Consider the following 22,488-nt stretch of genomic DNA (forward strand, 5'->3'; position numbering starts at 1 on the left):
CGCGGGTACAGCCGGGCCGAGCCGCCCACCCCCATGAACAGTAACGACGCCCCCACCCCCTGCCCCACCACCGCCGCGGCCCCCCCCACCCCCCCGGTGGGTGCGGGGAGCCGCCGGCCCGGCACGCCCTGCCACCGGTGTCCCCAGCGCCGCGACGCGTAGGGCACGAACAATCCGGCGAGGGCGAGTCCTTGAACGATGAAGCCGCCGTAGACGAGGTCGAACACCCACGGTTCGAGGAAGGGCTTGCGGACGGCCCGCGCCGAGGCCGTGTCCGTCTCCACCCCCAGCACCCGTATGAGCAACTGCCCCGGGTACCCCGCGAGGATCGGCGTCAGCAACCCGGTGGCCACGAAGGCCGGGGTGATCAGCAACCAGCCCGGCACCCGCAGCCCCCAGGGCCGGGTGAGCACGAGAACGAGCACGATGACGCACGCGTCCATCGCCAGCGTGACGGAATTGGCCACGACGAAGAAGGACCCGGGATCCAGCAGCACGCTCCCCTCCGGTATCCCGATCCTGCCCCCGCCCAGCCAGACGGCTTTGAGCGCCAGGTAGGGCACGGTGGCGGCAACGGCCGCCGCCCGCAGGACCCTTCGCGCGGTACCCAGGTGTGCCGGATGTACCGGATGTACCGGGTGTTTTGACTGTGTCGGGTGTGTCGGGTGTGTTGGCTGTGCCGTCTCCACGGCGTTCGTGGCGACGGCCCTCGTCTTCGTGGCTCGCGTGTTCATGGGTCAACGGTCCCGCCCCGGCCGCCCCGCCACCTCCCCCGCGAAGGTGATCCGTCTCCCCCAGGTGGGGGAGACGCATCACTTGCGACGCACCACATCCGTGGCGTCACATCCGACGCGTCACGACCGCCAGCCGGTCCCGCGCCTCGAACAGCGCCGCCTTGATCGCCCGTTCGTGCCCGGGCGTCAGCCGTGCCACCGGCACCGAGCAGCTCACCGCGTCCCGCGCCGGAGTGCGGTACGGCACGGCCACCCCGAAGCAGCACAGCCCCAGCGTGTTCTCCTCCCGGTCCACCGCGTACCCCTGCTCGCGCACCAGCGCCAGCTCCTCGATCAGCACCTCCCGGTCCGTGATCGTGTGCTGCGTGACGGCCTGCAACCGCTCCGGCAGCAGCAGCCGCACCTCCTCGTCCGTGTGCGTGGCCAGCAGCGCCTTGCCGAGCGCGGTCGAGTGCACGGGCAGCCGCCGCCCGACCCGGGTGAAGGGCCGCAGGTAGTGCTGGGACTGCCGGGTGGCGAGGTAGACCACGCTCGTCCCGTCGAGCCGGGCCAGGTGGATGGTCTCGGTGGTCCCGTCCGAGAGCCGGTCCAGGGCCGGCCGGGCGGCCGCGACCACCTCGTCCCCGTCGATGTACGAACTGCCGACCAGCAGCGCCCGTACGCCGATCCCGTACCGGGTCCCCTGGGCGTCCGTCTCCACCCACCCCATGCCCACCAGCGTGCGCAGCAGCATGTACAGGCTGGACTTGGGCAGTCCGAGGTCGTGCTGGATGTCCGCCAGGCTGTGCAGCCCGGGCCGCGCCGCGAAGTGCTCCAGCAACTGCACCGTCCGCACCGCGGACTTCACCGGAGCACCCGGCGCCTCGACCCCCGACTCGGCTGTCGTCATGCGCGTTATCGCCCCTCTGCCTTGTCAACCCCGAAGACACGGAAATAGAGTCCGCAGCGGACGTGATCATTCATCCACCGGAACGGCGTTCAGAATACTGAACGATCCATCTCCAGCCCAGGAGGCAGTGAGTCATGGCAGGAACACCAGTCTGGAGTGTGGACCCCCGTACCGGGAAGCAGCGCGAGCAGGTTGCGGTCGAGGCCACGCCCCGCGAGGTGGACCGGGCCGTTCGGGCGGCGGACGCCGCCCGCGGCGCGCTCGCCGACCGCGCCGCCCGCATCGGCTTCCTGCGCGCCGCCGCCGATCTGCTGGACGCCTCCGCCGCGCAGGTCGTCGAGGCGGCCGACGCCGAGACGGCGCTCGGCCCCGGCCGCCTCACCGGCGAGCTGGCCCGGACGACGTACCAGCTGCGGGCGGTCGCCGACGCCGTCGAGGACGGCGCGTACCTCGACGTCCGGATCGACCGTCCCGACCCCTCGCTCGCCCCGCCCCGCCCCGATCTGCGCCGCTACAAGGTGCCGCTCGGCGTGGTCGCGGTCTACGCCGCCTCCAACTTCCCGCTCGCCTTCTCCGTCCCGGGCGGCGACACCGCCAGCGCGCTCGGCGCGGGCTGCCCCGTGGTCGTCAAGGTCCATCCCGACCACCCGGCCACCTCCGAGCTGTGCGCCTCGCTGCTGCGCCGCGCCGCCGAGGACAGCGGGCTGCCGGCGGACGTCGTGTCCGTCGTCCACGGGTTCGACGCGGGCCTGGAGCTGATCCGTCACCCGCTCGTCGCGGCGGCCGGGTTCACCGGCTCCGTCCGCGGCGGCCGGGCCCTGTTCGACGCGGCCGCCGCCCGGCCGGTCCCCATCCCCTTCCACGGCGAACTCGGCTCCCTCAACCCCGTCGTGGTCACGCCCGCGGCGGCCGCCGAGCGCGCCGAGGAGATCGGCGCCGGGCTCGCGGGCTCGGTGACGCTCGGCGTCGGCCAGTTCTGCGTCAAGCCCGGACTGGTGCTCGTACCCGAAGGAGCGGACGGCGACCGGCTCACCGGTGCGCTCACCAAGGCGCTCGGGGAGACCGAGCCGGGGGTCCTGCTCGACCACCGGATGCGGGACGGCTTCGTCGCCGGGGTCGGCGAGCGGGCGGCGCTGCCCGGGGTCGTCGCCCCGGTCACGCCCGGCGCCGGCGGCGACCACACGGTCGGCGCGGGCTACCTGACCCTCGCCGCGCGCGGTCTGCTGGCCGATCCGCGGGCGTACGGGACGCTGCTGGAGGAGTGCTTCGGCCCGGTCACCGTCGTCGTGCGCTACGCCGACCAGGGCGAGGCGTCCGCCGTACTGGCCCTGCTCCCCGGCAACCTCACGGCCACCCTCCAGCTGTCGGCCGCGGAGTGCGCCGGCGACACCGCCACGGCCACGCCCACGCCCGCTCCCACGTCCACTCCCACTCCCGCGCCCGCCCCCGCGGAGCAGCTGATCGGGCAGGTCACGCGGCTGGCCGGGCGGGTCGTGGTGAACGCCTGGCCGACCGGGGTCGCGGTGGCACCGGCCCAGCACCACGGCGGCCCGTACCCGGCCGCGACCTCGCACTCCACCTCCGTCGGCGGGACCGCGATCGAGCGGTGGCTGCGCCCGGTGGCCTACCAGTCGGTGCCGGACCCCTTGCTGCCGCCGGAGCTGCGCGAGGCCAACCCGCTGGGACTGCCCCGCCTGGTGACGGGCGCGCCCACGGCCTGACCGGGCCGCGCTCCTCGCGGCTCCTCGCTCCCGGCCGCCCCGGCGTTCCCGGCCGCCCCGGCCAAATGCGGTTGCCCGCCCCGCCCCCCGCGGGGCAGGCTGCCGCCATGCCGAGACCCCACGGATTCACGTACGCGCAGCGCCACGACGGCACGGTCGTCATCACCCATCAGGGCCGCGAGGCGAGCACGCTGCGCGGGTCCCGGGCGGAGAAGTTCCTGGCCGAGGTGGAGTCGGGGGACGCCCAGCTGGTCATGGCCCGCTGGACCGGCGCGTACAAGTTCGGCAACGAGCGAATGGCGAAGAACCACCCCCGCAATCGCCGCTAGGACTCCCTTCCCGGCCCCGCGGCCGCCGTCCGGGGAAGGGACCCTCGGGTAAGGGAACGGCAAAGGGCCTTCGGTCGTTCTCCGGGCATGACCGCTATGACCCCTGGTTCGAACCTGCCGCTCAATGCCGTCCGCGTGACGGTGGATGTGGCTGCTCCGGTACGGCTGGATGTATCCGGGCTCCTGCTCGCCGCGGACGGCAAGGTGCGCTCCGACGCCGACTTCATCTTCTACAACCAGCCCGCCGGCCCCGGTGTCAGCTACCGGTCCGGCGGCGGTTCGGCGCCGGACTCGATCACCGTGGACACCTCCGCGGTCCCGCCCGGCATCGAGCGCATCGTGGTGACGGCCAGCCCCGACGCCGCCGGGCAGAGCTTCCAGGGCGTCGAGCCCACGGCCACCGTGCGCAACGCCGACGGCGGCGCGGTGATCGCCAGCTTCACCCCGCCGCAGCTGGGCACCGAGACCGCGCTCGTCGTCGTCGAGGTCTACCTGCGGGGCGGCGTGTGGAAGGTCCGCGCCGTCGGCCAGGGCTACGCCAACGGGCTCGCCGGGATCGCCACCGACTTCGGCGTCTCCGTGGACGAGGAGCCCGCCGCCCCGGCTCCCGCGCCCGTCCCCGCGGCCGCCTTCCCGTCGGCGCCGCCCGCGCCGCCCGTCGCCCCGCCCGTGGCCCAGCCCGCCGCGCCCGCCCCCGGCGCCGGAAAGGTCAACCTCGACAAGGGCCGGGTCAGCCTCCAGAAGAACCAGACCGTCTCCCTGGTCAAGGGCGGCCGCCCGCTGCTGTCCCAGGTCAAGATGGGCCTCGGCTGGGAGCCCGCGTACGGCGGCCGGGACATCGACCTCGACGCCTCGGTCATCGCCTACGGCCCGCAGCGCAACCACATCGACAGCTGCTACTTCGGCAAGCTCTCGATCCTGGGCGGCGCCATCAAGCACTCCGGCGACAACCTGACCGGTGAGGGCGCCGGGGACGACGAGGTCATCGTCGTGGACCTCGGCCGCATCCCCGCCGAGGCCACCGGCCTCGTCTTCACCGTCAATTCCTTCTCGGGCCAGAAGTTCAGCGAGGTCGCCAAGGCGTACTGCCGGCTGATCGACGCGGCCAGCGGCGAGGAGCTCGTCCGCTTCGACCTCACCGGCGCCGAGCCGCAGACCGGCGTGATGATGGCCAAGCTGATCAAGCAGTTCTCCGGCGAGTGGGAGATGACGGCCATCGGAGAGTTTGTGAAGTCCCGCACAGTGCGCGGCATGGTCAAGCCCGCCGCCCAGGCGCTCTGACGCAGGTGGGCGGGGACTGACCGCTCCCCGCGGAGGGCCCGGGGTGACCCATGCCACCCCGGGCTCTCCTTAATACGGAGGTTGTTGTCAGTGCCCGCCCGTAGCCTTGACCCCATGTACAAGTCACTCCCGACCGCGGGTCCCGCCCGCCCGTCCGCCTCCGAGGCGAACGAGGCGATACGGCACCTCGTCGAGACCGGGGTGGACAGCGAGTGGCCCTCCGAGGCGTATGAGTTCCTCCTCGGCGAATGGGCCGCGGGAAGCCGCGAGGAAGTCGGCTCCGCGGCCCTGTAGGCCACCCGCCGCTCCCCCGGTCCCGGCGACGGCGCCTCGCCCACCACCGCCGCCGGCCCGGTCGGCCCCCCTCCGTCGGCACCACCGCCGACCCGGTCGGCCCCCGCCGTCGGTCCCTCCCCGCGTCAGTGCTTGCGCCGCCACGGTCCGGTGACGGCCAGCATGATGCCCGGGTCCTGGATGTTGGCGAAGAGGGTCCGCCCGTCCGGGGAGAAGCAGACGCCCGTGAACTCCGAGTACTCGGGCTCCGCCGCGGTCCCGATGTTCAGCTCGTTGCGCGCCAGCGGGTAGGTGCGCCCCTCCTCCGTCGCCCCGAAGAGGTGCTGGAGGCCGCTGCCGTCCTCCGCGATGATCAGGCCGCCGTACGGCGAGACCGTGATGTTGTCGGGGCCGTCCAGGCCGCCCTCCGCCGCCGGGTCGGCGTTCACGCCGAGGATCACGACCAGCTTCATCGTGCGCCGCTTCGGGTCGTAGAACCACACCTGTCCGTCGTGCGCCGCGCCCGGGCTCTCCGTGCGGGCGTAGGAGGACACGAAGTACGTCCCCCCGTCGGCCCACCACATGCCCTCCAGCTTCCGCGCCCGGGTCACCGCGCCCGTCGCGAACTGCTTGCGCACCGGGAGCGTGCGCGCGTCGCGGTCGGTGACCTCCGCCCAGTCCACCCCGTACACGGTCCCGACCTTGGTGGCGCGCGAGAGGTCGTCCACGAACTGCCCGGCCTTGTCGAAGCACTTGGCCGCCGCCAGCACGCCCGCGTCGGCCGCGAGCGTACGCAGCTTGCCGCGCCCGTGCCGGAAGCCCTGGGGCGGGGTCCAGCGGTACAGCAGCCCGTTGGGGCCCGAGGCGTCCTCGGTCAGGTAGGCGTGGCCGCTGCGCGGGTCGATCACCACGGCCTCGTGGGCGTAGCGGCCGAAGGCCTTCACCGGGCGCGGGTCGCGGTTGGCCCGGCGGTCGTGCGGGTCGACCTCGAAGACGTAGCCGTGGTCCTTGGTCATCCCGTTCTTGCCCGCGAGGTCCTCGGTCTCCTCGCAGGTCAGCCAGGTGTCCCAGGGGGTGGCCCCGCCCGCGCAGTTGGTCGACGTACCGGCGACGCCGACCCATTCGGCGACCTCGCCGCCGCGCCGGACCTCGACGACCGTGCAACCGCCCGCCGCCGCGGGGTCGTAGACGAGGCCCTCGGTCAGCGGGACGGGGTGGGGCCAGTCGGCCCGCTTGCCCTTCAGCTCGTGGTTGTTGACCAGCAGGGTGACCCCGCGGTGGCCCTCGAAGGCGGCCGTGCCGTCGTGGTTGGACGGGGTGCTCTCCCCGGAGTCCAGCTTCGTCACGCCGGTGCGCGTGATCACGCGGTACGAGAACCCGGCCGGCAGGGCCAGCAGCCCGGCCGGGTCCGGGACGAGCGGGCCGTATCCGGGCCGTCCCGGGCGGCCGCGCTCGTCCTGGCGGGCGGTGTCGTCGGCGGCGAGGGCTCCGGGCGCGGTGGCGAGGGCTCCGACCGTACCGGTGAGCGCGACGCCCGCTCCGGCGAGGACGGTGCGGGCGGTGAAGTCTCTACGGCTGAGCGGCATGGGGTCTCCAGGCTCGGGAGTGGGCTCGAATCGTGCGGTCGGCGAGGCCAGAATTCCGCCCCCGCGTGAACGGCGGCTGACTTCCCCACCAAGAGCAGTGGTCCCCTTCTCCGCCGCCGATTGGCCGACTCCCGACCAGGAACGGCGCGTTACGCCCCGGAGGACTGCCGCGAACGCGCCTTGAAGGCGGCCTTGCGGGCCTCCTTCGCCGACTTGCGGTCCGGGTGGAGCCGCCCCATCGCCTCCAGCACCTGCGCCGTGTACGGGTGCTCCACCCGCCACGCCGCGTCGAAGAAGCCGGTGTGATGTGCCGTCAGATTAGCCATCAATGCGGGCAGTTCGTCGGATTCGACGCCTTCGGCGAGCTGCGCCGCGATCGTGTCGACGGTCAGCCAGAAGACCATGGCCTCGGAAGGGGCGGGAACGTCGGTCGCGCCGCGCTCGGCGAGCCAGACGCGGGCGAGCCCGCCGAGTTCGGCGTCGTCCAGGACCGCCCTGATGACCGGTTCGGCGACCGGTCCGGCGGGGGCGAGGGCCTGCTGGCAGCGCAGCCGCCGCAGCGGCCCGCCCGGGTCGCCGCCGCGCGCGGCGGCGAGCAGTTCGCCGACGGCCTCGGGCAGGTCGCGACCCTCGATCCACTGCTCGATCTCGGCCTGCGCGGCGCCCTCGGGGTAGCCGGAGACGGCGTCGAGCAGCGCGTCCGCGCCCTTGTCGGCCAGGTCGCCGATGGCGGGCGCCTCGACCCCGGCCTCCCGCATGCGGGCGCGGATCCCGTACAGGCCGAGCGGGGTCAGGCGGACCATGCCGTAGCGGGAGACGTCCTCGTCGTCGAGGTCGTCGGACCCGTGGAGCAGCTCCTCGTCGTCCGCTTCGGCCATCAGCTCCTCGTCGACCGGACGGAAGTCGACCAGCCCGATCGGCTCCAGCTGCCGGAACTGGTCGTCCAGGCGCATCATCGCGTCCGAGACCTGCTCCAACACCTCGTTCGTGGGCTCGACCATGCCGTCGGGCACGACCATCGAGGCGGCCAGGACGGGCAGCGGTACGGGCGCGTCGGTGGCGCCGCCCTCCGCGACGGTCAGCAGGTACAGGTTGGCGAGCACCCCGTCGAGGAAGTCGGCCTCGCGTTGCGGGTTCCAGTCGAGCCGGGTGAAGTCGATCTCGCCGCCGGAGTCGAGGGCGTCGACGAGGTCGTCGAGGTCGGGCACGGCCGCGTCCGCGAGCACCGCGTCGAGCGCGGCGAGCCACAGGTCCAGTACGTCGCCGGGCGCTCCGCCGGTCACCAGGGCCAGGTCCTCGCCCGGCCCGGCGACCCCGAAGACGCCGTCGTCGTCGGCCGGATCCGCGACGTCCGGCTCGGCGCGCTCGGCGGCGGGGCCCTCGCCGCTCCCCTCGGCCAGGTCCTCGATGTCCGTCACCTCGACGAGGCCGGTGTCCACCGCCACCCGCCAGGCCTCGCTCGCGTACGCCGCCCCGTCCTCGTCGCCCTCGAAGCCGAGCAGCCGCACCGCCTCGGGCAGCCGGTCGGCCAGGAGTTCGCCGCCGGAGCCGACGGGGGTGCCGGGGGCGGTCCAGCGGGCCAGCCGGACGGCGCGGGCGAACAGCGGTGCGGCGAGGGCGTCGCGCGCCAGTTCGGCCTCGGAGTGCAGCCGGACCGGCGGCAACGTGGGGTGCGCCTCAGCGGACATGGGGTGGTTCTCCTCGCGTGAACTGTGTGACAGCGCTCACCAGCGTAGACGCACGGGGCCCGCTCTCCGGGGGTCATCGCCTTTGGTTCATCCCACAGTCGGCCGCCGTATTCCCTGGAGGCCTTGACAACGTCGCTGGCCAGGAACGAAATTGACGCGCGTAGATATGTACGTGGACCTGTTCGGCGTCCCCTGCGGACCCCGGACGGATCGCGCGACCGCTCCGCTTCACCCACCCACACACCGGAGTTCCTGCCCATGCGCTCCTCGCATCCCCGTTCCGCCGCCGTCGCGGCCCTCGTGGCCACCGCTCTGGCCACCGGTCTGCTCGCCGGGTCCGCCGACGCCGCCGAAGGCGGCGCGAGCGCCGACCCGGTACGCATCCACGACATCCAGGGCACCACCCGCATATCGCCCCTGAACGGCAAGGCGGTCGCCGACGTCACCGGCATCGTGACCGGCGTCCGCACCTACGGCTCGCGCGGATTTTGGATCCAGGACCCCGACGCGGACGACAACGACGCGACGAGCGAGGGCATCTTCGTCTTCACCAGCTCCGCGCCGACCGTCGCCGTCGGCGACGCGGTGAAGGTCTCGGGCACGGTCGGCGAGTACATCCCCGGCGGCGTGTCCTCCGGCAACCAGTCGGTCACCCAGATCGCCAAGCCGGTCGTGACCGTGGTCTCCTCCGGCAACGCGCTCCCGGCCGCCGTCTCCGTCAACGAGTACTCGGTCCCGGCCGAGTACGCCCCGGCGGGCGACCCGGCCGCGGCGGGCAGCATCAACGCGCTGACCCTGGACCCCTCGCGCTACGCCCTGGACTACTACGAGTCGCTGGAGGGCATGAACGTCAAGATCGGCACCTCCCGCGTGGTCGGCGCGACCGACCCGTACTCGGAGCTGTGGGTCACCGTGAAGGGCTGGGAGAACACCCTCAAGCGCGGCGGCACGCTCTACGGTTCGTACGAGTCCCAGAACACGGGCCGCCTCCAGGTCCAGCAGCTCGCCCCCGTCGCCACCCAGCCCTTCCCCGTGGCGAACGTCGGCGACAAGCTGACCGGCACCACCGAAGGCCCGCTGGACTTCAACCAGTTCGGCGGCTACACCCTGGTGGCCCGCACCCTCGGCACGGTCAAGGCGGGCACCCTCGCCCCCGAGAAGACCAAGCCCCAGGCCGCGGGCGAGCTCGCGGTGGCGACGTACAACGTCGAGAACCTCGACCCGACCGACCCGCAGACGAAGTTCGACAACCTGGCGAAGGCCGTCGTCGAGAACCTCGCCTCCCCCGACGTCCTCGCCCTGGAGGAGATCCAGGACGACAACGGCGCCAAGAACGACGGCACGGTCTCCGCCGAGCAGACGCTGACGAAGTTCACCGCGGCCATCACCGCCGCGGGCGGCCCGGCGTACCAGTGGCGCACGATCAACCCGGAGAACAACAAGGACGGCGGCGAGCCCGGCGGCAACATCCGCCAGGTCTTCCTCTTCAACCCGCTGCGCGTCTCCTTCACCGACCGCGCCCCGGGCGACGCGCTCACCCCGACCGCCGTGACCACGGGCGACAAGGGCCAGGCGGCCCTGACCCACTCCCCCGGCCGGATCGACCCGGCGAACCCGGCGTGGGCGGACAGCCGCAAGCCGCTGGCGGGCGAGTTCGTCTTCCAGGGCAAGACGGTCTTCGTGATCGCCAACCACTTCTCCTCGAAGGGCGGCGACGAGGGCCTGACCTCGGTGCACCAGCCCCCCGTGCGCTCCTCGGAGGCCAAGCGGCTGCTCCAGGCGCAGGCCGTGAACGGCTTCGTCAAGAGCCTGCTGGCCACGCAGAAGGACGCGAAGGTCCTCGCGGTCGGCGACATCAACGACTTCGACTTCTCGGGCACCACGGCCGGGCTGACGGACGGCGGGGCCCTGTACCCGGCGATCCAGTCGCTGCCGAAGGCGGAGCGCTACTCGTACGTCTACCAGGGCAACGCCCAGGTGCTGGACCAGATCCTGACCAGCCCGGCGGTCAAGGGCTTCACGTACGACAGCGTGCACATCAACGCCGAGTTCTCGGCGCAGAACAGCGACCACGACCCGCAGGTGCTGCGCTTCCGCCCGTGACCCGTGTCGCGTGATCCGGGTCGCCCGACCCGCGTCGCGCGACCCGCGTCAGCCGACGCACACCCCGTGATCCGCAGGGGGCCCGGCCGCCGTCCCGGCCGGGCCCCCTGTCGTGCGCCCGGGGCTCCGCGGAGCCGGTCGAAACGGGCCCTCCACTGCACAGGTCGGGGCTTTCGGCCCTGGCGTGATACTGGCCACACCCCTACTCAATCCGCGATTTGTCGTGTTGAGTATCCCCACGCCCGATCTTGTACCCCCGCACCCTTGGAGGACCGCGTGTTCCCCTCCATCTCCCTCGCGCAGGAAATCGGCATCGCCGTGCTGCTCGTGGCCTCCTTCGTCTGGATCCTCGGCCTCGGCCACATGATGTTCGACAGTCGGTTCCACCACCCGGAGCCAGGCGCCTTCGAGGGGCTCGCGGTGATCCCGGCCCAGCGCGATTCCAGTGCCCACCCCCTGGAACGCGTCGAGCTGACCGAGGCGGAGCAGCAGGCCTTCGCGGGCCTGGTCCGCACGATCCCGCTGCACTGACGCGTACGACGCACACCGCTGACGCGGAAGCGGCCCCCGGAAGGATCTCCGGGGGCCGCTTCCGCGTCGGCGCGGGGCCGCGGACCTGCCGCGGACCGGCGTCAGTTGTGGCTGTGCAGGACCTCGTTGAGGCCGCCCCAGACCGCGTTGTTCGGGCGGGCCTCGACGGCGCCGGTGACCGAGTTGCGGCGGAAGAGGATGTTGCTGGCGCCCGAGAGCTCCAGCGCCTTGACGATCTGGCCGTCCGGGAGGGTGACGCGGGTGCCCGCGGTCACGTACAGACCGGCCTCGACGATGCACTCGTCGCCCAGCGCGATGCCGACGCCCGCCTCGGCGCCGACCAGGGTGCGCTCGCCGATCGAGATGATCTGCTTGCCGCCGCCGGACAGGGTGCCCATGGTGGAGGCGCCGCCGCCGATGTCGGAGCCGTCGCCGACCACGACGCCCGCGGAGATGCGGCCCTCGACCATGGAGGTGCCGAGGGTGCCCGCGTTGAAGTTGACGAAGCCCTCGTGCATGACGGTGGTGCCCTCGGCGAGGTGCGCGCCGAGGCGGACGCGGTCGGCGTCGGCGATGCGCACGCCCTTGGGGGCGACGTAGTCGGTCATGCGCGGGAACTTGTCGATCGAGGTGACCTGGAGGTGCAGGCCCTCGGCGCGCGCGTTCAGCCGTACGGTCTCGACCTGGTCGACGGCGACCGGGCCGAGCGAGGTCCAGGCGACGTTGGTCAGCAGGCCGAAGACGCCGTCCAGGTTCTGGCCGTGCGGCTTGACGAGGCGGTGGCTGAGCAGGTGCAGGCGCAGGTACGCGTCGTGCGCGTCCAGCGGCTTGTCCTCCAGGGAGGAGATCACGGTGCGGACCGCTACGACCTCGACGCCGCGGACCGCGTCCTGGCGGATCGCCTTGGGCGCGGTGGCGCCCAGCAGCTCCACGGCCTGTTCGGCGGTGAGGCGCTCGGTGCCGGCCGGGCCGGGCTCGGCGACCAGCTGGGGGGCGGGGAACCAGGTGTCGAGGACGGTGCCGTCGGCGGTGAGGGTGGCAAGGCCGGCGGCGACGGCGCCGGTGGTACGCGTAGCAGTCATGCCCGAAACCTAACCGGCGACGGCCCGCCGGAGCGAACCGGTCTCATGTGCCGGTCGCGGCGCGCGTCCCCGTGCCGGTCGCGGCGCGCGTGTCACGTGCCGGTCGCTCGCCCCGGGCGGACGCGTACAGGACGGCCGCCCCCGCGCCGCCCGCGAGCAGGGCGCACACCGGCCACAGCAGCCCGGGCGCGGCGTCGTACAGCGCTCCGCCCAGCGGCGGGCCGAGCACCACGCCGCTGACCGAGACCCCGGCGTACAGGCTCTGGAAGCGGCCGACGGCGTGTTCGGGGGCCCGGTCCGCGACGTAGGCCGTGGCGGTGGTCTTGTACAGGATCTCGCCGACGCTCAGCAGCAGCATCATGGTGACCGCGGCGGCCACTCCGGCGCCCAGGACCAGCGCCCCGTACCCCGCCCCCACCAGGAGCAGTCCGGCGCCGATGACGCGCAGCGGCGGGTGGGCGCGCAGGGCGACGGCGGCGGGCATCTCCAGCAGCAGGACGACGGCGCCGTTGAGGGCGACGGCGAAGCCGAAGACGCGGGCGTCGAAGCCGTGGTCGGCGAGGAAGACGGGGAAGGCGCCGTACTGCTGGCGGTAGACGAGGTCGACGACCAGGATCGCGCCGAGCAGCAGGAGCACGGCGGGCCGCGCGCGCAGCTGCGACCAGAGGCCGCCGCGGCCCGGACCCCCGTCCCGGGCCGCGGCGGAGCGGGGGGCGCCGCGGGCCGGCACGGCCCGGGCGGTCCACAGGGCGAAGAAGAGCGTGCCGAGACCGTCGGCGACGAAGAGCCAGTCGTACGAGATCCCGGTGGCGACCAGGGCGCCGAGCGGCGGGCCGATGGCGAAGCCGCCGTTGGAGGCGCTGCGCACGACGGCGTACGCCTGGCGGCGGGAGCCTTCGGGGACGGTCACCGCGACCAACGCGGAATTGGCGGCGCGGACCACTCCGGAGGCGTACTGGGCCAGGGGCAGGGCGCCGAACAGCAGCGGGGTGGGCAGCAGCGGAAAGGCCATCAGGACGAGCCCGCCGAGTCCGGAGGCGGCCAGCAGCACCCGGCGGTGGCCGAAGCGGTCGCCGTACCAGCCGCCGGTGAAGTTCCCGGCGACCAGGCCGATGCCGCCGACTCCGGTCGCCAGGCCCGCTCCGGTGACCGCGAGTCCGCGCGGGCCGGTCAGGTAGAGGAAGACGAAGACGAAGGTGAAGCTGACGACGGCGTTGACGAAGACCCCCGCCGCCAGGAGCCACACCGCGCGCGGCACGTCCTTGAATCCCCGCAACACGTCCGCCCCCGGATCCCATCGAGTTAGTTCCTTTTGGGAACGGACTATGTCAGCATGACAGCCTCGGGTCAACGGACGAAGGAGTTCCCATGGCCCAGCGCACCCAGCTCGGCGACGCCGACTGCGCCATCGCCCAGGCCCTCGACGTCGTGGGCGACTGGTGGACGCTGCTGATCGTGCGCGACGCCGCGCGCGGCGTCGCCCGCTTCGACGCGTTCCAGCGGGAGCTCGGCATGTCCCGCAAGGTGCTGACCGAGCGACTGCGGCTGCTCGTCGAAGCGGACGTGCTGACGCGCGAGCCGTACCAGGACCGTCCGGTGCGGCACGAGTACCGGCTCACCCCGCGCGGGCGGGCGCTGCTGCCGGTGCTGGTGGCCCTCCAGGACTGGGGGGACACCTGGATCCTGGGAGAGGGAGAGATGACGGCGACCACCGAAGAGGCTTCGCGCGAGGCGGCGCGGGTGCGGGCGCTCAAGGGCACGCGGGTGCCGGAGCTGCTGCTGCCGGACGCCGCCGGGGAGCCGCGCGACCCGGTCGCGGACAGCCCGTTCACCGTCCTGTACTGCTTCCCCGGCGCCTACGCCCGCGCCGAGTCCTACCCGCCCGGCTGGGCCGGGATCCCGGGGGCGAAGGGCTGCACGCTGGAGTCGTGCACCTACCGCGACCAGCTGGCGCAGTTCACGGCGGCGGGGGCGACGGTGCACGGCGTCTCGACCCAACGGCCGGACGAGCAGCGGGAGTTCGCCGCGGCCGAGGAGCTGCGCTTCCCGCTGCTGTCGGACGCGGGGCTCGACCTGGTGACGGCGCTGCGGCTGCCGACCTTCCGGGCCGCGGGGGTGAGCCGGATGAAGCGGCTGACCCTGGTGGTGGCCCGGGACCGGACGGTGGTCGAGGCGATCTACCCGATCACGGACATCGAGGCGAGCGTCTCGGCGGCCCTCGCCGCGGTCCGCTCGGCCTCCTGACACCGCGCCGAGCACCGCACCGAAGCACCGCGTCGAGCACCCCACCGCGCCGAGCACCCCGCGGCGCGCCGCGGCGCGGTCAGCCGGCCGTCGGCCGCAGCACCCGGGCGAGGACCTCGCGGGCGTACGGCTCGTCGTAGTCGGAGCCCGTCAGGAGCACCTGGAGGCCGATCCCGTCCAGGGCCGCCACCAGCGCCCGCGCCGTCAGCGCGTCCGTGCGCCGCGCGAGGATCCCGGCGACCGCCTCGCCCCACTGCGCGGCCACCGGCCGCAGCGCGGGGCGGCGCAGGGCGGCCAGGTAGAGCTCGTACTCCAGCTCCACCCGCCCCCGGTCCGCGGCCAGGGCCTCCCCCAGCACCCGGGCCAGCGCGGCCGCCAGGTCGGCCGTCGGATCGGCCAGGGCGGGGCTGTCGGCGAGGGCCCGCGCGAAGCCCTCGTTGGCCTGGCGCAGGGCCGCGACCAGGAGCTCGTCCAGGGTCTTGAAGTGGTAGGTCGTCGAGCCGAGCGGTACGTCCGCCGCCGCGGCCGCGCTGCGGTGCGTCAGCCCGGCGATCCCCTTGTCGCCCACGACCCGGATCGCCGCGTCGATGATCCGCTGCCTGCGCTCGGGGTCGTGGCGGCGCGCGCCCGCCGCCATCAGTGCGCACCGCCCATGTTCAGCAGGACCACCCCGCCGATGACCAGCGCGATCCCCGCGATCTTCGCCGCCGTCGCCGGTTCGCCCATGAAGACCATGCCGATCGCGGCGATGGCGGCGGTGCCGACCCCGGCCCATATCGCGTACGCCGTGCCGACCGACATGCTCTTGAGGGTCTGCGCCAGCAGGGTGAAGGCGATGACGTAGCCGAGCAGGGTCCCGAGCGAGGGCCACAGCCGGGTGAAGCCGTCGCTGTACTTCATGGCGGTGGTGCCGGCCACCTCGGCGGCGATGGCGGCGGCGAGCAGTACGTAGGGCATGTGTACGAGGGTACACATCGTTGCGTACGCCCGTACACAGTCAGAAATCCGTGGACGGACCCGCACAGGACCGCATACCGTGTGGCTCCACGCCTTGAGACCTACGGAAGGAGGCGAGTGCCGTGCAGTCCACACACATCCAGCGCTCCCTCTTCCGCTGTCCCGGCGTGCTTCGTCCGTTCTGACCGGGAGCGCTCCGCACAGCTCTTTTCCCGGAGGAACCCATGACCGATCCGGTCATCCGCACGCTTTCCGCGAACGACGACGTCCTCTTCGACGCGCTCCCCGACCCCCTGGGCGCCCGCGAGGGGCATCGGCTCACCCGCTTCCGCCCCGACTGGAAGCGCGTCGCCCTGCGCGACGGCGAGGTCGTCGCACGCGGCGCGTGGTGGGGCGGGCCCGACGACGCGGAGCCCGTCAACATCAACTGGTTCGACGTGGCCGAGGGCGAGGAGGAGGCCGGGGCCGCCCTCCTGCGCTCCGCCCCCCGCCAGGTCGAACTGGAGATCAACCTGCCCGGTGACTGGCGGGAGGACCCCCGCCTGCGGGCCGCCGCCGAGACCCGTTTCGCCGCCGCGCGCGCCGCCGGGTACGCGCTCCTGGTGGAACGCTTCCTGTACCGCTGGACCCCGCAGCGGGGTCTGCCCGAGCGGCCCGGACGGCTGCGCTTCCGCCCCGAACCGGACGACGCGGTGTTCTTCGACGCCGTGCGCCGCATCCACTCCGCCACCCTGGACGCCCACGCGCAACGGGCCTTCGCGGAGGGCGGCTTGGACCGGGCGGCCCAGGAGGAACTCGACTTCTTCCACTGGTGCCCCTCCCCGCGGGAGTGGTGGCAGCTCGCGCACACGCCGGACGGCGAACCGGTCGGCATCCACATCCCGGCCCACAACCCCTCCGGCCCGACCGTCGGCTTCATCGGGGTCCTCCCTGAGCAGCGCGGGCACGGCTACGCCTACGACCTCCTCGCGGAGTGCACCCACTTCCTGGTGGAGCGGGGCGCGGAGTTCGTCACCGGAGCCACGGACCGGGGCAACTACCCCATGGCCGCCCACTTCACCAAGGCCGGTTTCCCGGTCGTCCGCGAACGCCTCAACTTCCACCCGGCGGGCCGGGTGGACTAGCGGGGCGCAGCCGGTGGCCGGCGGTCCGGACCCGCCCCTCGGGCAGGTCCGGACCGTCGGCCGTAGTACTTAGCCGACCGTGAACCAGCCCGAGCGCGACTTCTTCCACTCCGCGTGCGTCAGGTCCTTGGCCTCGGTGCCGTCGCCGTACAGGTCGGCCGACCCGCAGTCGGTGATCAGCTGCACCCGGGCCCCCGGCACCTTCAGGTCCGGTACGTCGACGATGGCCTCCCAGCCGCCCGCGTCGCTGGTCGGCAGGTCGGTCCGCTTCACCGGGGCGTGCCCGGGGACCCCGTCCCAGGAGTAGAGGGCGTAGGGGTCGGTGTTGTCGTCGGCGGCCCAGGAACCGGCCAGGATCAGGTACTGGTTCGCCGCGTTCTTGCGGATGTCGCGGATCGCGAGCCCGCCCAGGTCCAGTTCGATGCCCGCGCCGAAGGTGGCCTTGGAACCGCTGGAGAGCACCTTGTCGAAGTTGGTGACGGGCACGATCAGCGCCTTGCCCCCAGGCACGGCGGGCGCGAGCGGCGCGCGGAAGCCCAGGTAGGCCGTGGTCGTGGAGCCCGGCGCGAACTCCAGCCCCTCCACGTTGAATCCGTCGATCTGCTTGGGCGCCTCGCCGTCGGCGGTGCCCGCCGCGAAGCCGTAGCGGTTCCCGTTCGCCTTGTCCCAGGCCACGAGGTCGTCGCGGAGCTTCTTGTACGAACGCCCGTACGCGAGCTGCGTGGTGGACCCGGAGCCGCTCAGCGTCGTGGTGAACACCGTGTTCCGGGGGGCCTTGTACTCGCCGTCCTTGTTGTTGCCGAGCGAACCGGTCCAGTAGATGGTGTTGCCGACGCGGGTGGCGCCCTCGATGTCCACCTCCTTGCTGACCCCGAGCTGAGAGCTGAAGTCCCAGGTCCTGACCGGCGCGCCGGACTGGGAACGGTCGTACAGGCGCAGGACGTTGGACTCGTCGTCCGCGACGACGGTGTAGCCGCCGCCGACGTCCACGGCGGCCGAGGAGTCCGAGGACCCGGTGAGGTAGCGGGCGTCGGCCGGGTTCTGCACGGCCGCCGAGGCGGCGTACGCCAGGGTCTTGGTGGCGCTCTTGCCGCCCAGGCCGGTCACCTTGACGGTGAGGTTGGTGTAGCCGCGACCGCGCGCCGTGACGGCGAGCCGCCGTACCGCTCCGGCTCCGGTGACGCTCACGTCGCCGGTCCCGGCCACCGAGGACTTGCTCGACGCGGAGGCGCTCACGGTGAGCGCGGAGACGTCGGCGCCGCTCTGGGCGACGGTGACGTCGACGAGCGGGTCGCCGACCCCGCCCACGGCCCCGGAGAGGTAACCGGCGGACAGCGAGATGGTCGGCGTGCCGTAACTGGCGGCCTGGGCGGGCATGTTCATCAGACCGGCGAGCATCAGCGCGGCGATCGCGGCGGTACCCAGCTGCTTCTGCGGTGACTTCAACGGGTGCTCCCACGGACGTTGTCGAGCGTGAACCATGCGGACCGGGACTTCTTCCACTCGGGGTGGCCGAGGTCCTTGGCCTCGGTGCCGTCGCCGTACAGGTCGGCGGAGCCGCTGTCGGTGATCAGCTGGACGCGGGCGCCGGGCGCCCGCAGGTCGGGTACGGCGACCACGGCTTCCCAGCCGCCGGGGTCGGTGGTGGGCAGGTCGAGGCGCTTCTTGGGAGCGTGCCCGGGGACCCCGTCCCAGGAGAAGAGGGCGTAGGGGTCGGTGTTGTCGTCGGCGGCCCAGGAACCGGCCAGGATCAGGTACTGGTTCGCCGCGTTCTTGCGGATGTCCCGGATCGCGAGCCCGCCCAGGTCCAGCTCGATGCCCGCGCCGAAGGTGGCCTTGGCACCCTTCGCCACCACCTGGTCGATGTTCGTGACGGGCACGATCAGCGCCTTGCCGCCGCGCACGGCGGGCGCGAGCGGCGCGCGGAAGCCCAGGTAGGCCGTGGTCGTGGAGCCCGGCGCGAACTCCAGCCCCTCCACGTTGAATCCGTCGATCCGCTTGGGGACCTGTCCGGCGGCGGTGCCCGCGGCGAAGCCGTAGCGGTTGCCGTTCGCCGTGTCCCAGGCGATGAGGTCCTCGCGCAGCCCCTTGTAGGCGGCGGAGAAGGTGACCTCGGTGGCGGCGCCGGAACCGGTGATCTTCGTGGTGAAGACCGTGTTCCGTTCCGCCTTGTACTTGCCGTCCTTGTTGTTGCCGAGCGAACCGGTCCAGTAGACGGTGTCGCCGACCCGGGCGGCGGCCTCGATGTCGACTTCCTTCTTCACCCCGAGGGCGGCGCCGAGGTCCCAGGTCTTGACCGGCGCGCCGGAGCGGGAACGGTCGTACAGGCGCAGCACGTTGGACTCGTCGTCGGCCACCAGCGCGTACCCGCCGCCCGCGTCCACGGCCGCCGAGGCGTCCGAGGAGCCGGTGAGGTAGCGCGTGCCCGCGGCCCCGCCGCTCACCCGCGCGGAGGCGGCGTAGCCGAGGGTGGCGGTGGCGCTCTTCCCGCCGCGGCCGGTGACCCGCACGGTCAGCTCGGTGTAGCCGCGCCCGCGCGGGCGCACGGTCAGCTCGCGCCCGCCCCGGGTCCGCTCGATGCGTACGTCGCCGGGCGCGGCGACCGCCGGATCGCTGGAGGCGATCACCTCGACCTTGAGCGCGGCGTCGCGGAGCGGGGTGCCCGTGGCGGCGGACTGCGCCACCCGCACGCCCACGCCCGGGTCGCCGACGGCCCCGACGGCTCCCGACAGGTATCCGGCGGAGAGCGTGATGGTCGGCGCGAGCGCCTCCGCCGACGGCGCGGGCGCCTGCGCCGCGAAGGCGGGCGCGGTGAGCCCCGCGACGAGCAGGGCCGCGGCCCCGGCGGCTCCCGCGGCGGCCACACGGCGTGCCGGTGAAGGACGAACGGTCACAAGGGGTCCTCTCGACTGCTGCGCCGCCACGACATGACGGCCGTCGAGAAGATTCGGCCACCGTGGCCAACTCCCGGTGCACGCGATCCGTCCGCCGGGATAACAGCGGACCCCGGAAGACCGCCGCGGCCCCCGGAACGCACGGAACCCCCCGCACTCGCGTGCGGGGGGTTCCGTGGGGAACATCTGGAATCAGACGTTGAAGCCGAGTGCGCGCAGCTGCTCGCGGCCGTCGTCGGTGATCTTGTCCGGGCCCCACGGCGGCATCCACACCCAGTTGATGCGCAGCTCGTTGACGATGCCCTCCGTCGCCGACTTCGCCTGGTCCTCGATCACGTCGGTCAGCGGGCAGGCCGCGGACGTCAGCGTCATGTCGAGGGTGGCGATGTTCGCGTCGTCGACGTGGATGCCGTAGATCAGGCCCAGGTTGACGACGTCGATGCCCAGCTCGGGGTCGACCACGTCGTAGAGGGCCTCGCGGACCTCTTCCTCGCTGGCCGGCTTGATCGACGCCTCGGGCGTCGCGTTCTCGGTCATGCCGTCTTCCTCTCCGCGTCGCCCAGAACCTGGGCGGTCGCGTCCTTCCACGCCATCCAGCTCAGCAGAGCACACTTGACCCGCGCGGGAAACTTGGCGACGCCGGCGAACGCGACCGCGTCCTCCAGCACCTCTTCCATGGCCTCGTCGGGCTCGATCTTGCCCTTCGACTGCATCAGCTCCAGGAAGGTCTCCTGGATCCGGCGCGCGTCGGCGAGGTCCTTGCCGACCAGCAGCTCGTTCAGCACGGACGCGCTGGCCTGGCTGATGGAGCAGCCCTGGCCCTCGTACGAGACGTCGGTGAGCGTCTCGCCGTCGTACTTCACGCGCAGCGTGATCTCGTCACCGCACGTCGGGTTGACGTGGTGCACCTCGGCGTCGCCGTCGCGCAGGCCACGCCCGTGCGGGTGCTTGTAGTGGTCCAGGATCAGTTCCTGGTACATCGAATCCAGCTTCACCGCTGCCCCAGTGCCTTCGTCATGTCCGTCACTATCCGAAGAAGTTCCGTACGTGCTCCAGCCCGTCGACCAGTGCGTCGACCTCGGCCGGAGAGGAGTACAGGTAGAACGACGCCCGTGTGGTCGCGGGAATTCCGTAGCGCAGGCAGACGGGGCGCGCGCAGTGGTGTCCCACGCGGACCGCGATGCCCTGCTCGTCCAGGACCTGGCCGACGTCGTGGGGGTGGATGTCCCCCAGCGTGAAGGAGATGGCCGCGCCGCGGTCCTCGGCCGTGGTGGGGCCGATGATCCGCAGGTCGGGGACTTCGAGCAGGCGCTTGACCGCGTACTCGGTGATCGCGTGCTCGTGCGCGGCGATCTTGTCCATGCCGATCGCGGTCAGGTAGTCCACGGCCGCGCCGAGGCCGACGGCCTGGGCGATCGGGGGCGTGCCCGCCTCGAACTTGTGCGGTGCGGGAGCGTAGGTCGAGGCGTGCATCGACACGGTCTCGATCATCTCGCCGCCACCGAGGAACGGGGGCAGGTCCTCCAGCAGCTCCTGGCGTCCCCACAGGACGCCGATGCCGGTCGGGCCGCACATCTTGTGACCGGTGAAGGCCACGAAGTCGGCGCCGAGCGCCTGCACGTCGAGCGGCATGTGCGGAGCGGCCTGCGAGGCGTCGATCAGCACCAGCGCGCCGACCTCCTGCGCGCGCCGGACGATCGCCTCGGTCGGGTTGACCGTGCCCATGATGTTGGAGACCAGCGTGAAGGAGACGATCTTCGTCTTCTCCGTGATGACCTCTTCGATGTTGGACAGGTCGAGCCGGCCGTCGTCGGTGAGGCCGAACCACTTCAGCTTCGCGCCGGTGCGCTGCGAGAGCAGCTGCCACGGCACGATGTTGGAGTGGTGCTCCATCTCCGTGATGGCGATCTCGGTGTCGCGGTCGACCCGGTAGGGCTCGTCCGCCCAGCCGAGCATGTTCGCGACCAGGTTGAGCGACTCCGAGGCGTTCTTGGTGAAGATCACCTCGTCGCGGCTCGGCGCGTTGATGAAGGCGGCGACCTTGTCGCGGGCGCCCTCGTACAGCGCCGTGGCCTCCTCGGCGAGCACGTGCACGCCGCGATGGACGTTGGCGTTGTGCTGCTCGTAGTACTCGTTCAGCGCGTCGAGCACCTGGCGCGGCTTCTGCGAAGTCGCCGCGTTGTCCAGGTAAACGATCTTCTTCCCGTCGTGGACCACACGATCCAGCAGGGGGAAGTCCTTGCGGATCGCCTCGATGTCGAGGAGGCCAGGCAGCTGTGTCACGCGGTAGCGCCACCCTTCGTGCTGTACGCCTCGTAGCCCTCGGCCTCGAGCTTGTCGGCGAGTTCGGCGCCGCCGGACTCGACGATGCGGCCCTCGGAGAAGACGTGGACGAAGTCGGGCTTGATGTAGCGGAGGATCCGCGTGTAGTGCGTGATCAGCAGGGTGCCGACCTCGCCGGTCTCGCGGACGCGGTTGACGCCCTCGGAGACCTGGCGCAGCGCGTCGACGTCGAGGCCGGAGTCGGTCTCGTCGAGGATCGCGATCTTCGGCTTGAGGAGCTCCAGCTGGAGGATCTCGTGGCGCTTCTTCTCACCGCCGGAGAAGCCCTCGTTGACGTTGCGCTCGGCGAAGGCCGGGTCCATCTGGAGCTGCTCCATCGCGGACTTGACCTCCTTCACCCAGGTGCGCAGCTTGGGGGCCTCGCCGCGGATCGCCGTCGCCGACGTGCGCAGGAAGTTGGAGACCGAGACGCCGGGGATCTCCACCGGGTACTGCATGGCGAGGAACACGCCGGCGCGGGCGCGCTCGTCGACGGACATCTCCAGGACGTCTTCGCCGTCGAGGGTCACGGTGCCGCTGGTGATGGTGTACTTCGGGTGACCGGCGAGCGCGTACGCGAGGGTGGACTTGCCGGAGCCGTTCGGACCCATGATGGCGTGCGTCTCACCCTGCTTGATGGTGAGCTCGACGCCCTTGAGGATCTCGCGGGCGCCGTTCTCGGCCTCGACGGAGACGTGCAGGTCGTGGATTTCAAGCGTTGCCATGGATA

21 protein-coding genes and 1 pseudogene are annotated in these 22,488 nt (G+C 72.5%); 8 read left to right on the top strand and 14 right to left on the bottom strand.

Annotated features, from left to right (window positions below; all coding sequences use genetic code 11):
* Positions 1-497, bottom strand: a pseudogene (locus ACFWAR_RS14040) (hypothetical protein); the annotation flags it as partial.
* 343 nt (positions 498-840) lie between these two features.
* Complete coding sequence (locus tag ACFWAR_RS14045) at positions 841-1,623, bottom strand: IclR family transcriptional regulator (RefSeq protein WP_385776604.1); 783 nt, start codon at positions 1,621-1,623, stop codon at positions 841-843.
* 134 nt (positions 1,624-1,757) lie between these two features.
* On the opposite strand from ACFWAR_RS14045, the gene ACFWAR_RS14050 reads away from it, so the two are divergent.
* From ACFWAR_RS14050 to ACFWAR_RS14065, 4 genes are all read left to right on the top strand, one after another.
* On the top strand, positions 1,758-3,344 hold the full coding sequence (locus tag ACFWAR_RS14050) for an aldehyde dehydrogenase (NADP(+)) (RefSeq protein WP_385776606.1): 1,587 nt from the start codon (positions 1,758-1,760) through the stop codon (positions 3,342-3,344).
* Positions 3,345-3,451: 107 nt separating this feature from the next.
* Positions 3,452-3,673, top strand: coding sequence for a hypothetical protein (locus tag ACFWAR_RS14055; RefSeq protein ID WP_354382227.1), 222 nt, complete (start codon positions 3,452-3,454; stop codon positions 3,671-3,673).
* An 87-nt stretch (positions 3,674-3,760) separates the two neighbouring features.
* Positions 3,761-4,954, top strand: a complete 1,194-nt coding sequence (locus ACFWAR_RS14060) for a TerD family protein (RefSeq protein WP_385776608.1) — start codon at positions 3,761-3,763, stop codon at positions 4,952-4,954.
* 114 nt (positions 4,955-5,068) lie between these two features.
* Positions 5,069-5,248, top strand: coding sequence for a hypothetical protein (locus ACFWAR_RS14065; RefSeq protein ID WP_354382225.1), 180 nt, complete (start codon positions 5,069-5,071; stop codon positions 5,246-5,248).
* A 125-nt stretch (positions 5,249-5,373) separates the two neighbouring features.
* Here ACFWAR_RS14065 and ACFWAR_RS14070 read toward each other — a convergent pair whose 3' ends face one another.
* Positions 5,374-6,813, bottom strand: a complete 1,440-nt coding sequence (locus tag ACFWAR_RS14070) for an alkaline phosphatase PhoX (RefSeq protein WP_385776611.1) — start codon at positions 6,811-6,813, stop codon at positions 5,374-5,376.
* A 149-nt stretch (positions 6,814-6,962) separates the two neighbouring features.
* Positions 6,963-8,501: a hypothetical protein gene (locus tag ACFWAR_RS14075; protein ID WP_385776613.1), complete on the bottom strand. Its 1,539-nt coding sequence runs from the start codon at positions 8,499-8,501 to the stop codon at positions 6,963-6,965.
* Between the two features lie 258 nt (positions 8,502-8,759).
* On the opposite strand from ACFWAR_RS14075, the gene ACFWAR_RS14080 reads away from it, so the two are divergent.
* Positions 8,760-10,604 (top strand): endonuclease/exonuclease/phosphatase family protein, encoded by a 1,845-nt coding sequence (locus tag ACFWAR_RS14080; protein ID WP_385776616.1) that lies wholly within the window; start codon positions 8,760-8,762, stop codon positions 10,602-10,604.
* A 276-nt stretch (positions 10,605-10,880) separates the two neighbouring features.
* Positions 10,881-11,135, top strand: a complete 255-nt coding sequence (locus ACFWAR_RS14085) for a hypothetical protein (protein WP_385776618.1) — start codon at positions 10,881-10,883, stop codon at positions 11,133-11,135.
* A gap of 101 nt (positions 11,136-11,236) precedes the next feature.
* Here the strand turns inward: ACFWAR_RS14085 and dapD are convergent, their stop codons facing one another.
* On the bottom strand, positions 11,237-12,217 hold the full coding sequence (gene dapD / locus ACFWAR_RS14090) for a 2,3,4,5-tetrahydropyridine-2,6-dicarboxylate N-succinyltransferase (protein WP_385776620.1): 981 nt from the start codon (positions 12,215-12,217) through the stop codon (positions 11,237-11,239).
* A gap of 43 nt (positions 12,218-12,260) precedes the next feature.
* Positions 12,261-13,496 (bottom strand): MFS transporter, encoded by a 1,236-nt coding sequence (locus ACFWAR_RS14095; protein ID WP_385776622.1) that lies wholly within the window; start codon positions 13,494-13,496, stop codon positions 12,261-12,263.
* 89 nt (positions 13,497-13,585) lie between these two features.
* On the opposite strand from ACFWAR_RS14095, the gene ACFWAR_RS14100 reads away from it, so the two are divergent.
* The gene (locus tag ACFWAR_RS14100; protein WP_385776624.1) at positions 13,586-14,461 is read left to right on the top strand and encodes a winged helix-turn-helix transcriptional regulator; all 876 of its coding nucleotides are present in this window, start codon (positions 13,586-13,588) and stop codon (positions 14,459-14,461) included.
* Between the two features lie 79 nt (positions 14,462-14,540).
* On the opposite strand, the gene ACFWAR_RS14105 is transcribed toward ACFWAR_RS14100, so the two are convergent.
* Both ACFWAR_RS14105 and ACFWAR_RS14110 read right to left on the bottom strand, forming a co-directional pair.
* The gene (locus ACFWAR_RS14105; protein ID WP_385776626.1) at positions 14,541-15,098 is read right to left on the bottom strand and encodes a TetR/AcrR family transcriptional regulator; all 558 of its coding nucleotides are present in this window, start codon (positions 15,096-15,098) and stop codon (positions 14,541-14,543) included.
* Positions 15,098-15,418, bottom strand: coding sequence for a multidrug efflux SMR transporter (locus tag ACFWAR_RS14110; protein WP_354382216.1), 321 nt, complete (start codon positions 15,416-15,418; stop codon positions 15,098-15,100). Before ACFWAR_RS14110 ends, ACFWAR_RS14105 begins: the two co-directional genes overlap by 1 nt.
* A 224-nt stretch (positions 15,419-15,642) precedes the next feature.
* Here ACFWAR_RS14110 and ACFWAR_RS14115 point away from each other — a divergent pair, with 224 nt between their 5' ends.
* Positions 15,643-16,542, top strand: coding sequence for a GNAT family N-acetyltransferase (locus ACFWAR_RS14115; protein WP_385776629.1), 900 nt, complete (start codon positions 15,643-15,645; stop codon positions 16,540-16,542).
* Positions 16,543-16,611: 69 nt separating this feature from the next.
* Here ACFWAR_RS14115 and ACFWAR_RS14120 read toward each other — a convergent pair whose 3' ends face one another.
* From ACFWAR_RS14120 to sufC, 6 genes are all read right to left on the bottom strand, one after another.
* Positions 16,612-17,940, bottom strand: coding sequence for a hypothetical protein (locus tag ACFWAR_RS14120; RefSeq protein WP_385776702.1), 1,329 nt, complete (start codon positions 17,938-17,940; stop codon positions 16,612-16,614).
* Between the two features lie 44 nt (positions 17,941-17,984).
* A complete protein-coding gene (locus ACFWAR_RS14125; protein WP_385776631.1) occupies positions 17,985-19,406 on the bottom strand; it encodes a DUF3616 domain-containing protein in 1,422 nt (473 codons plus the stop codon).
* 222 nt (positions 19,407-19,628) lie between these two features.
* On the bottom strand, positions 19,629-19,973 hold the full coding sequence (locus tag ACFWAR_RS14130) for a metal-sulfur cluster assembly factor (protein ID WP_053681645.1): 345 nt from the start codon (positions 19,971-19,973) through the stop codon (positions 19,629-19,631).
* Positions 19,970-20,431, bottom strand: coding sequence for a Fe-S cluster assembly sulfur transfer protein SufU (gene sufU / locus ACFWAR_RS14135; RefSeq protein WP_330329784.1), 462 nt, complete (start codon positions 20,429-20,431; stop codon positions 19,970-19,972). The genes ACFWAR_RS14130 and sufU overlap by 4 nt, the downstream gene beginning before the upstream one ends.
* A gap of 31 nt (positions 20,432-20,462) precedes the next feature.
* Positions 20,463-21,719 carry a cysteine desulfurase gene (locus tag ACFWAR_RS14140; protein WP_385776634.1) on the bottom strand — a complete coding sequence of 419 codons (1,257 nt, stop codon included), beginning with the start codon at positions 21,717-21,719 and terminating at the stop codon, positions 20,463-20,465.
* On the bottom strand, positions 21,716-22,483 hold the full coding sequence (gene sufC, locus ACFWAR_RS14145) for a Fe-S cluster assembly ATPase SufC (RefSeq protein WP_385776636.1): 768 nt from the start codon (positions 22,481-22,483) through the stop codon (positions 21,716-21,718). Before sufC ends, ACFWAR_RS14140 begins: the two co-directional genes overlap by 4 nt.
* Positions 22,484-22,488: the final 5 nt, after the last annotated feature.

The organism is Streptomyces sp. NPDC059917, from assembly GCF_042730635.1.
In the GTDB taxonomy this organism is placed as follows: Bacteria; Actinomycetota; Actinomycetes; order Streptomycetales; family Streptomycetaceae; genus Streptomyces.